Genomic DNA, 11954 nt, shown 5'->3' with positions numbered 1-11954 from the left:
CCGCCGTCCCCCTTCACGTCCGCCCGGCCCGGCCTTTGACTTCTCCATCCCCTAACGAGGACCGTGGTTTACCTTGGGCCAGCACACTCGTAAGCCGTCGCCACAGAACCGCAAGCTCTTCACGAGCAGGCGCCGCTGGACCACTGTCGCCGTCGGTGCGGCCGTCGTCGCAACCGCCTCCACCACCGCCTGGGCCGCCATCCGCAACGATGACGCCTCCAAGCGCACAACGGCCTCAACCCCGAGCGCCGCCGCCGCAGCTCCCGCCCCGGCCTCGACACCGGCCTCGACTCCCGCTCCGGCCTCGGCTCCGGACCAGACCTCCCGCCGGCACACGCCGCACCCGTCCGCTCCCAAGACCCCGGCCGCCGCCGCGGCCCAACCGAAGACGACCGAGTCGCCAGAAGCCTCCGCCACCGCCACCGCCACCGCCACCGCCACCGCCACCGCCGAACCGTCGAAGGCCGGAACCGAGACGGCCAAGGCCGAGCCCAGGAAGCCGAAGTTCCGCGTACTGTCCTCCGGCTCCTGCGGCGCCTCCTACTACGGAGAGCCCCAGATGACGGCCAGCGGCGAACGCTTCAACCCCGCCGCCATGACCGCCGCCCACAAGACCCTGCCGCTGGGCAGCAGGGTACGCGTCACGAACCCGGACAACGGCGAGACCGTCACGGTCCGCATCAACGACCGGGGCCCGTACATCGGCGGACGCTGCCTCGACCTGTCCAAGGCCGCCTTCTCCTCCATCGGCAACGTCAGCTCCGGCGTCATGCGCGTCAAGTACGAGGTGCTCAGCCGCAAGTCGTCCTGACGCTTCTCAGCGGTACGAACCGAGTTCGTAGCGGTACCGCCGAGGCAACCTTCGCCGGAATTCGTACGTGTATGGGGGCATGATTGCGGAGGACGTCAGGTGGCGCCGTACACGGGTGGGTTCACGGAATTCGTGGCCGCCCGTAGCACGAGCCTGTTACGCACGGCGTACCTGACCTGCGGTTCGCTCGCCGAGGCCGAGGACGTGGTGCAGACCGCGCTGGAGCGGGCGTGCATGCGCTGGGAGAAGCTGTGCAGGGCCGGTGACCCCGAACCCTGCATCCGGCCGATCATCGTCAATCTGGCGATCAGCCGGGCGAGGCGGCTGGCGATCTTACGGTTCGTCCCGATCGGCGCTCCGCCGGATCTCCCCGCCGCACACGTGGACGTCGAGCTGCGGCAGGTCGTCATGGACGGGCTGCGGGCGCTTCTGCCTCGTCAGCGTGCGGTGGTGGTGCTCAGGTTCTGGGAGGACCTGACCGAGGCGCAGGCCGCCAGGGTGCTCGGCTGCTCCGTCGGCATGGTGAAGAGTCAGACCTCCAAGGCGCTCAAGCGGCTGCGGACGGTGCCGGGCGAGGAGGTGGCGACCGTTGGACGCTCTTGAGGAACGGTTGCGCCAAGGGATGCTCGCGGAAGGGCTGCGCCGCGGGGATGACCGACGCCGCCGGGCACGTCGAGGCGGCGCCTGAGCTGGCCCTCCGGGTGACGGACCGGGTGGCGGCACGCAGGCGACGGCGCAGGATCGCGGCGGGCGTGGCCACGGCACTCACCGCCGTGCTGGTCGTGGTCACGGCAGTCGCCGCGGTGCTGGTCGTGGTCGGCCTCGTGTCGCCGTACGCCGTCACCCGGTATGACCCCGTCGTCACCTCCCCCGAGGTGGCGGGCGTGCGGGTCGGTTACCTGCCCGAGGGGTTCGGCGCGCCGCAGCGATTACGCGCGCAGGAGACGGATCACGCCGGGCGGGTACGGTTACGTGGCGAGGCGCTGAGATGGCAGGCGGGCGAGGCTTTCGTCCAGGTCTCTGTCTACCGCGCGGGCCAGATCATGCGCGACGGGATGGACATCCTCTCCCTGAACGTCTTCCGCGGGCCGATCGAGCCGCGCAGGCCCGGCGATCCCGTGCTGTCGGACGACGGCACCACGATGATGTGGCTCGCCGACCACCGGCTCCTGCTGAAGGTCGCGGTCTCGGCCGGCCTGAAGGGCGAGCGCGACCGCTCCGACGTTCGTCTGGATGCCCGAATTCGGTCTGGCCGTCGTGGTGACCGCGCCCCGGCGTGACCTGCAGCGGATCATGAAGGGCATAGCGGGATAAATCTGATCGTGGAAGCGGCCGCCCCCGCTGAGTTGGCGAACCTCAGCGGGGGCGAAATATGGATTTGTGGCTGTGACGGAGAGCCCCATCGCCGGGTGGCCCGTTACTTACTTCACCAGGCGAAGCGTCATCGGATAACGGAAATTGCCCTCCGACAGTGCGGAGACACCGCCGACGATGGAGAGGATGAAGGCCGCGACCCAGATGAACGGCACCAGCACGATGCCGACGACGGTGATCGGCAGCAATATCGAAGCGCCCACCACGGTGATCTGGAAGTTGAGCGCCTCCAGGGCGTGGTTGCGGATATAAGGGGAGGTCTTGCCGCCGGTGAGCAGCAGGAGCAGCGGGCCCAGGATCGGGAAGCCGACGAGCGGCAGCAGGTGAGCGATGGCGCCACCGAGGCGCTCGTTGCTCTCCGCCGGGCCCGCCGTGCTCGCCGGGCGAGCCGGACGCGACAACGGTACGGACCTGGACATGGCCTGCGAGCCGTACAGCTCGGTCATGATGGGCACCAGGTCGCCGTGAGTACGCGCCGTCATGGCGCGCTCCAACCGGTCGTCGAACTCGAGCTTGTCGAATCGGCCCTCGGCGTACGCGGCCTTGACGTGCTCGACCACGTTTTCTCGGTCCTGGGTGGTGACGCGCAGATGAGCTGGCGGCACCTGTCCCGGCCCGGGGGTTTGGGGTACCCCAGCCATAATCGTCATGCCTCTCCTTCGAGAATCGGGCTGTCACTCCTCATACTGCGTCCTGCGAACTTCCGGTGCCATCGGGAGAATCCCGGATCTGTCCCGGAGATCATCCCCGACGCAAGCGCTTCAGACGGTATAAAAAGGATTCATGAGATGGCGAGACCGCTACGGCATTCGTCGGCTCCGCGGCCGCAAGATCGCGAAGTTCGACCGTGAGGCGACCGACGCCGACATCGAGGCGCTCATCGCCTTCGCACGTTCGCGACGTGGCGTCGAGTTCTACGTCGAGCCAGAGACCTTTGCCACCGACACGACCGCCGTGGCCGTGGCCGACGACGGCGAGTGGACCCGGCGCAGGGTCGGCTCACCGGCGGTGATCCACAAGGTGGCCCGCGACCTTGCCCTGCCGGTGTACGACGTTCAGCTCACCGGGTATCCACAGCGGATGCGTGCCTACAACGAACGCCGCAAGAACGAGGAAGGCAGCTTGTAGACGAGTCCTGCGTCCTGAGCCACCCCGGCACGTGACGCACGAGTCCTGCGTCCTGAGCCACCGGCACGTGACGCACGAGTCCTGCGTCCTGCGCCACCACGGTTCGGGACGCGTACCTGACGAAGGGTGTTGGCCATCGGTCTGTGACCACAGACCCACAACACCCTTCACACCACGTTGTACGTCGAGGGCTGAGGGTCGGCTTGACCAGCGGCCATGACTGGAACGCAAGCCGAAACTGACCACCACCGGCTGAACTGCGACGGCGTTGACGCTGCGGGCGGTGGGCGGTCCCACCGGCCACAGGGCCTCCCAAGCATCTGCTCGGTGTCCACCGCGAGGCCCGTCGGCTACGCCATATCTCCAGCGTCTGCCCGGAACGTTCCCCCGTCTGGCCGGCCGATCCAGCTACGGCAAGCGCCTGCGCAGGGCCCTGCCTCCGCTCGAACGCGCGATCCCGTTGCGTGGCGGACGATCGCGGGCGGCGCTGTCCCGCCTTCCTACTTGAGGGTGGGGGGCGGGCCTTCCTCGTCGAAGAGGTTGATCAAGGGGAGCAGCCAGGCGGAGGTGGCGGGGCCCATGGCGGTGTCCAGTTCGGCCGGGGTGGGGAGGCGGTCGCGGAGGATGGCCGGGGAGAGGAGGTTCTGCAGGGCGTGCATGAGGAGGTTGGCCATCGAATAGGCGGGGTCGGAGGTCAGGGCGCGTTCGAGGGCGATGGTGGCCTGGACGCTGTTTCCCGCCCGCCAGGATGCCATCGCCAGCAGGGACGCGACCGGTGGGGTGAAGCGGGGCTCCAGCCTTCGGGTCAGGTCCTTCCAGAGTGAGGCGTGGGACTCGTCCATGACGGTCCACGCCTCGTCGCGGACTCTCATGATCGTCAGGTCCAGGCCCAGCCTCGCCGCTTCGGCGTCGTCGAGGCGTCCGCCCGCGGCGTGGGTGTCCATCGCGGACCGCACTCTGGCCAGGCCCTCGGACACGAACTGCGCCGCGAACGCGTCCAGGTCCGTCGTGGCCATGATCCGGGTCTGGAAGGCAGCGATCGCCTCGGCCGTGGCTTGGCGCATCGCCATCCGCACAGGGCCGGTGACGGGGGCCAGCGTGCGTTCCAGCGCCTCCCGGTTCGGGAGCGCCACCAGGCCGCGTACTGTCGCCTCGGCCGCGATCTGGCTGCTGGACAGGTCGTAGGGGGTGCCGTCCGCGGGGCAGCAGGTTGCCAGGTCGCATACGTACGACCAGTAGCGGCCTTCGTGGGCGCGCAGTGCCTCGCCTACGCGGACTCCCTCCTTGGCCGCGAGATCTCTGGCCTCGTCGACCGCCGGTGTGACCAGCTCGCCCCGGCCGTAGCCGACCACGACGATCTCCGTGATGGACTCGCGGTCGAAGAGGGGCGACATGGCGTCGAGGGTGCCCGGCGGGAACGGCAGTGCCCATCGGGCGACCAGCTTGGCCTGACTGCGCGCCAGACCGATGACGATGAGGCTGGCGGTGGGATGGAAGCCGACCAGGTAGGGCACGGCGGCCAGGATGTCGATGGGGCTGGTCAGGGTCAGGCAGGGCTCGGCGATGGAGGGGGAAGCGGCCTCGGTTGAGGCGGCAGTGGTCGGACAAGAGGCCGCAGTCGGACCCGCTGCCGCAATCGGACTCGATGTCGTGGTCGGACTGGACGTCGCGGTCGGCTTGGACGCCGCAGCCGGACTGGACGTCGCGGTCGGACTGGATGTGGGGGTGAAGGAGGAGGTGGGGCGGTGGGAGTTGGGGGTTGTTGGGTGGCTGGTGGGGCCGTTGGTCGTCATGGGTCCATAGGCTGCCGGGTTTGGAGGGGGCTCCGTGGCGGTCGGTTCGCTTCTGTGGACAGGGGTGGGCGGAAGGCTGGGGGTTGTGGATAAGTGGCGCGGCGTGCGAGGACGTCTCGGGGTGTGGGATGCCGGCTGGTGCTGGGCGCGTCCCGTCTTACGCTGTGCCTGTGGCGACTGAACGATCGCGTGAGGAGACGTCGAAACCTGTCCCCGGAGGGGGTGGTTTGGCGGGGAGGATCGCCTGGGGGGTGCTCGGGCTGTTCCTGGCCGCGTTCGCGGTCTTCGAGAGCGTCAAGTACGGCCTGCCCACCACGGCCGCCGCGCTCGGGTTCTTCGTGCTGGCCGACCTGGCGCGGCTTGCCGGGGTTCGGGCGCCCGGGGTGCTCTACCAGGCGGTGCATCGGGTGTGGATTCCGCTCGTGATCCTGGTCGGGTACACGTTCGGGCCGATCGTGTGGCCGCCGCTGTTCACTGCCGGGCTTGGCTGGCTTACCCGGATCGCCCTTGATCGGACGCTCGGGCGTGGCATCACACCCAGAAGCGGGCGCTGAGCAGGCACTGAGAGGGCACTGAGCGGGGTGCGGGCCGCGCAAGCAGCCGCATCCGGGTCGGCGGGTCTGGACACCTGCCCGGGCGTCCCCAGATCACCGCAGCCAGGTCGGCGTGCCTACCTCGGCGTCCCCGGATCGGGGTGCCCAGGTCGTGGTGCCGCAGGAGGCTGAGGCGCGGGTGGCTGAGGTGTGGGTGGCTGAGGCGCAGGAGGCTGAGGCGCAGGAGGCTGAGGTGTGGGAGACAGTCGGTTGCGTACGAGGAGGGCGGCGCCCGCGACCGCCGCCGGCATGGCGATGACGGCCACGAACGGGACCAGGAACAGCAGGAACACCGCCACCCCGAACCCCAGCGCGCTCGCCCTGTTCCCCCGCAGCAGGGCGAACCGCTGCTTGCGGGCCATCCCGCGGCGCTCCAGGGCCAGGGTGGTGAGCTCCACTGTCAGGAAAAATCCGGACACAATGGCGCCCAGCACCGGCACCACCGTCTGCCCGACCCCGGGCACGAACCCCAGGAAGAACAGCGGAATCGTGAACAACAACACATAGAACAGCGTCACCAGGCTGTCGCGGATCGAGCGCGGCAGCGTACGCCACCACGGCTGCTCATCCTCCTCCGCCAACGGATCCACCGCCGCCGACAACTTCTCGTAGAACGGCTCCCCGATCGCCAGCGTGAGCGCGGCGAACGTGAGCACCGCCAGCGCCAGCGCCGCCAGGAACAGGGCGATGCCCACCAGCGTGCGGAAGGTGTCGCGCCAGCCCCACGAATCGGCGAACGGCGTCAGGAACTCGGCCAGCGAAAGGGCGTTCGTACCCAGGAAGATCAGCGCCGCCACGTACACGGCGAACGCGATCAGCGCCGGGATCAGCCCGAACAACCACCACCGGGTGTTCTTGGCGACCCACCCGAATCCCTGCAGGAAGAAGCCGATTCCGGCCGTGAAGTCACGCACTGATCGCATGCCCGGCAGGCTAGCGCCAGAACGACGTCACCGCGTACCCGAGTTCGGCGAACAACTCGCGCAGCAGCGGCAACGAGATGCCCAGCACGTTGCCGTGATCACCCTCGATGCCCTCCACGAACCAGCCGCCGCGCCCCTCGATGCTGAACGCCCCCGCCAGGCTGAGCGGCTCGTCGGTGGCGACGTAGGCGGCGACCTCCTCATCCGTCGGCTGGCCGAAGCGGATCACGGTGGTACCGACCTCGGCCACCTGGCGGCCGGCCGCGACGTCGATCACGCAGTGGCCGGTGACGAGACGGCCGGTGCGGCCGCGCATGAGACGCCAGCGCTCCACGGCCTCCTCGCGGGTGGCGGGCTTGCCGTACGGGCGGCCGTCAAGCTCCAGGATGGAGTCGCAGCCGATGACCAGGCCCTCTTCGAGACCGCCCGCGACCGCCTCCGCCTTGGCCGTGGCCAGCACCTTGCTGAGCGCCGCGGGCGTGTGGGCGGAGAATGCCTCCTCATCGACCCCGCTGACGATGACTTTCGGGTCGAGGCCCGCGGTACGCAGGAGGGCCAGGCGGGCAGGGGAAGCTGAGGCCAAGACGATCACCGGCATAGCCTACCGGTCACCAGTCGGGGTTCGACGTCCCCGGTGCGACCTCCCGCTCGCCGCAACGCGGTCCCGAAGCACCCCCCGCCTCGCCGCCGTAAGGCTCCGATGCCGCGTCCGGGTCGTGGTCGTAGGGCTCGGACGCGACCTCGCGCTCGGTGCGATAGGGCTCGTACGGCTCGTACGGACCCCCTTGCTGCGGCACGCTCCGCCCTCCGAAAATGGCCCCCAGCAACCCGCCGAGCAATTCCCCGAGCCCACCCGGGATGGCCGACTGCTCGCGGCTCACCTCATCGGCCACGGCCCCGGCGTCCAGGTCACGGCTGACCGCCCGGTTGGCAAGCAGCGACATGATCATGGGCGCGATCAGCGGCAGCAGTTTCATGATGGTGGCCGAGCTGACCCCGGCGAGCTGCGAGAGCCCGGCCGCGGCCTGCTCGGTGCCCTGGCCGCCCAGTACGTGACCCAGGATGCTGTGGCCGTCGCGGGTCAGCGAGGCCACGTCGCCATTGAAGGGGTCGGCGTCCATGTGGTCGTCCAGCGCCCCGCGCAGGGCGTCGGCGCCGTCCGGGTGTTCGGCGTTGCGGGCCATGCCGCCGACGATCGTGCCCGACACGGCCTCGACGACCTTGCGGGCCGTCAGCGTGTCCGTGCCGAGCATGCCGGCGATCTGTTCCAGTCCTTGGTCTCCGAGTCCGGCGAGAAGCTCGTCATTCAGTGTCACGACGGTCCCCCATACGTTGTCTCGGGAGACCTGCCCCTGCCGGACGCGAAGCAACGTCCGGAATGTCCTAGTTTTCGGAAAAACGCACAGGCTGCTCGCCGGCAGGGTCCTCCACCGGCCCGGCAGGCAACGAGGCCGGTGACAGAGCCGCCTTGGCCTCGGACGGCCTGGGCAGGCCCGCGGCGGCGTACGCGCCGAACTCGTCGAGCGTCTCCTGCTCCAGCAGGGCCGCCACGATTCCGTCCAGCTTGTCGCGGTTGTCGCTGAGGATCCGTACCGCGCGCTCGTAGCACTCGTCCACGATCCGCCGCGCCTCCTCATCCACCGTGGCCAGCGTCGCGGGCGAAGCCTGCGGCGGCTGGCCGTCGTTGGACAGGATGGTCAGCGGGCCGACCTTCTCCGACATGCCCCACCGCCCGACCATGCCGCGGGCGATCATGGTGACCTGCTCCAGGTCGTTCTCGGCGCCGGTGGTGATGACGCCGTACACGACCTGTTCGGCCGCCATGCCGCCGAGCGCGCCGGTGATGCGCCCGCGCAGGTACTGCTCGTCGTAGGCGTAACGGTCGGTGTCGGGGGTGGACAGCGTGACGCCGAGCGCCCGGCCGCGCGGGATGATCGAGATCTTCCTGACCGGGTCGGCGCCGGGCTGGAGCATCCCGAGCAGGGCGTGGCCCGCCTCGTGGAAGGCGGTCCTGGTGCGCTCCTCCTCCGGCATCACGATGCTGCGGGCCGCGCCGAGTTGCAGCTTCTCCAGCGCGTCGGCGAAGTCGGCCATCGTGACCTTCTCCTTGCCGCGCTTGGCGGCCAGCAGGGCGGCCTCGTTGACCAGGTTGGCCAGGTCGGCGCCGGTCATGCCGGGGGTGGTCTTGGCGAGTTGCTCGGCGCTGACCGCGTCGTCCAGCGGCACGCCGCGCGTGTGCACGGACAGGATCGCGGCCCGGCCGGCCGCGTCGGGCAGGCCCACCTGCACCGTACGGTCGAAGCGCCCGGGACGCAGCAGCGCCGGGTCCAGGACCTCGGGCCGGTTCGTGGCCCCGATGACGATCACGCCCTCGGCGCCGGAGAAGCCGTCCATCTCGGTGAGGATCTGGTTGAGCGTCTGCTCGCGCTCGTCGTGGCCGCCGATGCCGCCCGCGCCGCCGCGGGCGCGCCCGATGGCGTCGATCTCGTCGATGAACACGATCGACGGCGCCACCTTGCGCGCCTCCTCGAACAGGTCACGCACCCGCGAGGCGCCCACGCCGACGATCATCTCGATGAACTCGGAGGCGCTGGCCGAGAAGTACGGCACCTTGGCCTCGCCCGCGACCGCCCTGGCCAGCAGCGTCTTACCGGTGCCGGGAGGGCCCGCGAGCAGCACGCCCTTGGGCAGCTTGGCGCCCAGCCTGCGGTACTTGCCGGGGTCCTTGAGGTAGTCGACGATCTCGACGAGCTCGTTCTCGACCTCGTCGATGCCCGCGACGTCCTCGAACGTGACGCGCACCTGCGCGGCCTCGACCGGTTTGGCCGACTTGGACTTGCCGAGCCCGCCCAGGCCGCCGCCGCCCATCATGCTGGCGCCGCGGCGCATGATCCAGATCCACAGACCGGCCAGCAGCAGCACGGGCAGCAGGGACAGCAGCAGGTTGGAGAAGAAGCCGCGGGTGATGGGCGAGGAGCTGATCACGACTTGCCCGCTCTTCAGTTGCTGGTCGAGCTGGTCGGTGTTGGCGAAGGCGGGGATCTCGGTGGTGAAGGACGTGTACGACTCGCCACCCTCCGGGTTCTTCGCCGCCGTCCTCAGGCCGCCCTCGACCGACAGGCCCTGGGCGGAGATGTCCTTGACGTTCTTGGCGTCCACCTGCTTGGTGAACTCGGTGTACGAGATCGTCTCCACCGATTCGCTGTCGACGAACGACGAGACCACGAAGAAGCCCGCGTACACCACGAGCAGGGTGACGATGAAGCGCCACCAATTGATCTTGGGCTTGCCGCCGGGTGTCCCGGGCAGGCCCTCGGAGCGCCAGGGCGGCTTGCCCTTGCCTTTGCCCGAAGCCTGCGGCGGTCCAGAGCGTTCCACGGCGTCACTCCCCCACATCGCCGCATACATGATCTTTCTAGCCTAGAACACGCATCCCTGAGGCCACGCGGCCGACGTCACGCCACTTTTCGCGCTGCGAGTCCGGCACAGACACGAACGCAAGTCCGGGCTTACTCATTCCCCCGTCCATGATCAGGACTGCCGCGCGTGACGTGCGCTTGCCGTAGGTGACGCGGTAGACGAGCATCCAGCCGCGCTTGACCGGCTGCGAGGCCAGCCACGTGATCCTGGAGCCCTCGGGGTGGTGGTTGAGCGTCCATCGGGCGGCCAGCAGGGCGGTGTCGCGCGGGGACCTCTGCTCCATGATCGGCAGTGGGCAGGTGACGAACACGCCGCGCAGTGGGGTGCCGCGCTGCTTGGGCAGCAGTTGCCTGGTGGTGAACGGCGCCGCTCCGTACACCTTCCACGGCCGGGGCAGCCTCGGCACGGCCAGGCCCGTGCGCCGGTCCTTGAGATAGCGCTTGCCGGGGTCGCGCATAGCCATGCGCTTGATCCCGCGGGAGAGGCGGGGGACGCGCGGGTCGGCGTACAGGGCGTCCATGGCCGTGTAGCCGGGCGCGAGGGAGACACCCGGGCTCGGGCTGGCGCGCTGCCCCGGGGCGACGACCGGGGTCGGTGCGGGGCCGGACGAGGGCGGTGCGGTCGGCGGCGCGGTTACCGGCCCCGCCGCTACCTCGTCCGGCTCCGACGGGAGCACCGCGACCAGCGTCGCGGCGGCGACCGCGACGGCGGCGGCCACGGCCAGCCCCCGATACACCACCCGCATGCGCAGATCGCCGATGCGGGAGCGTTTGGGCGGAGAAGCAGGGATCACGTGCCTTGCGGCGGTTCTCACTCGGGAACCCTTGATCTCATCTTCCCCATGGAGCACGACGGGAGCGTACGACATATCCCGCCATCGCGCCCATGAAGCGACCGAAGTGCAATCATGGCGGGGTGGAACAGGTTGAGCTGCGATTCGACCACGCCTCGCAAGCGTCACAAACACACACGAACCTCTCAGCCATTCGGCAGAGCTCCACCGGCCTCTGGGTGGCCGGTGATGAGACCGCGACCTTCGAACACCTCACATGGACGGGCGACCACTTCGGTGCCCAGCGCACGTTCCGCCTGGCCGACTACGTCAACCTGCCCGCCGGGCCGGAGGACGAGGCCGACATCGAGGGCCTGGCCAGGGCCGACGGCCATCTGTGGATGGTCGGCTCGCACGGGCTCAAACGCAAGAAGATCAAGTCCACGGACTTCGAGAAGGCGGCCGAGCGGCTGGCCACCGTGCTCAGGGAGGAGAACCGCTTCATCCTGGCCCGCCTGCCGCTCAGTCCCGACACCGAACTGCCCGGCAAGGGATCGATCATGTCGGGCGGCCAGAGCCTCACCACGCACCTCAAGGACGATCCGCACCTGGGACCGTTCCTGGCCCTGCCGGGCAAGGACAACGGCTTCGACGTCGAGGGCCTGGCGGTCACGCCGGACCGCGTGTACGTGGGCCTGCGCGGTCCCGTGCTGCGGGGCTGGGCCGTGGTGCTGGAGCTGCGGATCGAGGACGCGGGCAAGGGACGGCTGCGGTTGCGGGAGCCGTACCGCAAGCACTTCCTGAACCTGAAGGGGCTCGGCGTGCGGGACATGTGCCCGTACGGGGACGCGCTGCTGCTGCTCGCCGGGCCGACCATGGACCTCGACGGGCCGGTACGGGTGCTGCGCTGGAAGCCCGGCAAGCGGCAGAGCGTCGTCCAGGCGGAGGAACTGGCGACCGTCCTGGAGCTGCCCTACGGCGTGGGCTGCGACCATCCGGAGGGGCTGGCCTGCATCGGCGACGGCAGGCTCATGGTCGTCTACGACAGCCCGTCGGAACACCGGATCACGCCGGAGGGCGGCGTGCTCGCCGACATCTTCAAGATCTAGCGACGCGAACCGACCGTCAAGATCTGGCGAC

At 69.6% G+C, this 11954-nt stretch carries 13 protein-coding genes; 6 read left to right on the top strand and 7 right to left on the bottom strand.

Annotated features, from left to right (window positions below; translation table 11 throughout):
• The first annotated feature begins 73 nt into the window (after nt 1-73).
• The 3 genes from AB0I81_RS37815 (at nt 74) to AB0I81_RS37805 (ending at nt 2091) form a co-directional block, all read left to right on the top strand.
• On the top strand, nt 74-811 hold the full coding sequence (locus tag AB0I81_RS37815) for a septal ring lytic transglycosylase RlpA family protein (RefSeq protein WP_360667191.1): 738 nt from the start codon (nt 74-76) through the stop codon (nt 809-811).
• Between the two features lie 99 nt (nt 812-910).
• A complete protein-coding gene (locus tag AB0I81_RS37810; RefSeq protein ID WP_360667188.1) occupies nt 911-1414 on the top strand; it encodes a SigE family RNA polymerase sigma factor in 504 nt (167 codons plus the stop codon).
• A gap of 47 nt (nt 1415-1461) precedes the next feature.
• Nucleotides 1462-2091, top strand: coding sequence for a hypothetical protein (locus AB0I81_RS37805; RefSeq protein ID WP_360667185.1), 630 nt, complete (start codon nt 1462-1464; stop codon nt 2089-2091).
• A gap of 141 nt (nt 2092-2232) precedes the next feature.
• On the opposite strand, the gene AB0I81_RS37800 is transcribed toward AB0I81_RS37805, so the two are convergent.
• Nucleotides 2233-2835: a DUF1707 and DUF4870 domain-containing protein gene (locus tag AB0I81_RS37800; protein ID WP_360667182.1), complete on the bottom strand. Its 603-nt coding sequence runs from the start codon at nt 2833-2835 to the stop codon at nt 2233-2235.
• A 133-nt stretch (nt 2836-2968) separates the two neighbouring features.
• Here AB0I81_RS37800 and AB0I81_RS37795 point away from each other — a divergent pair, with 133 nt between their 5' ends.
• Nucleotides 2969-3313 carry a hypothetical protein gene (locus tag AB0I81_RS37795; RefSeq protein WP_360667180.1) on the top strand — a complete coding sequence of 115 codons (345 nt, stop codon included), beginning with the start codon at nt 2969-2971 and terminating at the stop codon, nt 3311-3313.
• 500 nt (nt 3314-3813) lie between these two features.
• On the opposite strand, the gene AB0I81_RS37790 is transcribed toward AB0I81_RS37795, so the two are convergent.
• On the bottom strand, nt 3814-4839 hold the full coding sequence (locus AB0I81_RS37790; protein WP_360667586.1) for a DUF4192 domain-containing protein: 1026 nt from the start codon (nt 4837-4839) through the stop codon (nt 3814-3816).
• A 494-nt stretch (nt 4840-5333) separates the two neighbouring features.
• Here AB0I81_RS37790 and AB0I81_RS37785 point away from each other — a divergent pair, with 494 nt between their 5' ends.
• The gene (locus AB0I81_RS37785; protein ID WP_360667177.1) at nt 5334-5660 is read left to right on the top strand and encodes a DUF4260 family protein; all 327 of its coding nucleotides are present in this window, start codon (nt 5334-5336) and stop codon (nt 5658-5660) included.
• Between the two features lie 116 nt (nt 5661-5776).
• On the opposite strand, the gene AB0I81_RS37780 is transcribed toward AB0I81_RS37785, so the two are convergent.
• The 5 genes from AB0I81_RS37780 to AB0I81_RS37760 form a co-directional block, all read right to left on the bottom strand.
• Nucleotides 5777-6622, bottom strand: coding sequence for an EI24 domain-containing protein (locus AB0I81_RS37780; RefSeq protein WP_360667175.1), 846 nt, complete (start codon nt 6620-6622; stop codon nt 5777-5779).
• 10 nt (nt 6623-6632) lie between these two features.
• On the bottom strand, nt 6633-7220 hold the full coding sequence (locus tag AB0I81_RS37775) for a nucleoside triphosphate pyrophosphatase (protein WP_360667172.1): 588 nt from the start codon (nt 7218-7220) through the stop codon (nt 6633-6635).
• Between the two features lie 10 nt (nt 7221-7230).
• Nucleotides 7231-7938: a DUF937 domain-containing protein gene (locus AB0I81_RS37770; RefSeq protein ID WP_360667169.1), complete on the bottom strand. Its 708-nt coding sequence runs from the start codon at nt 7936-7938 to the stop codon at nt 7231-7233.
• Between the two features lie 67 nt (nt 7939-8005).
• Nucleotides 8006-10000, bottom strand: a complete 1995-nt coding sequence (gene ftsH / locus AB0I81_RS37765) for an ATP-dependent zinc metalloprotease FtsH (protein ID WP_360667166.1) — start codon at nt 9998-10000, stop codon at nt 8006-8008.
• 37 nt (nt 10001-10037) lie between these two features.
• Nucleotides 10038-10856 carry a hypothetical protein gene (locus AB0I81_RS37760; protein WP_360667163.1) on the bottom strand — a complete coding sequence of 273 codons (819 nt, stop codon included), beginning with the start codon at nt 10854-10856 and terminating at the stop codon, nt 10038-10040.
• Nucleotides 10857-10927: 71 nt separating this feature from the next.
• Here AB0I81_RS37760 and AB0I81_RS37755 point away from each other — a divergent pair, with 71 nt between their 5' ends.
• Nucleotides 10928-11923, top strand: a complete 996-nt coding sequence (locus tag AB0I81_RS37755) for a DUF3616 domain-containing protein (RefSeq protein WP_360667160.1) — start codon at nt 10928-10930, stop codon at nt 11921-11923.
• Nucleotides 11924-11954: the final 31 nt, after the last annotated feature.

This window comes from Nonomuraea sp. NPDC050404, assembly GCF_040655495.1.
In the GTDB taxonomy this organism is placed as follows: Bacteria; Actinomycetota; Actinomycetes; order Streptosporangiales; family Streptosporangiaceae; genus Nonomuraea.
Note: the sequence above shows the minus strand (reverse complement) of the source record. Positions and strands in the feature narration are given on the sequence as shown.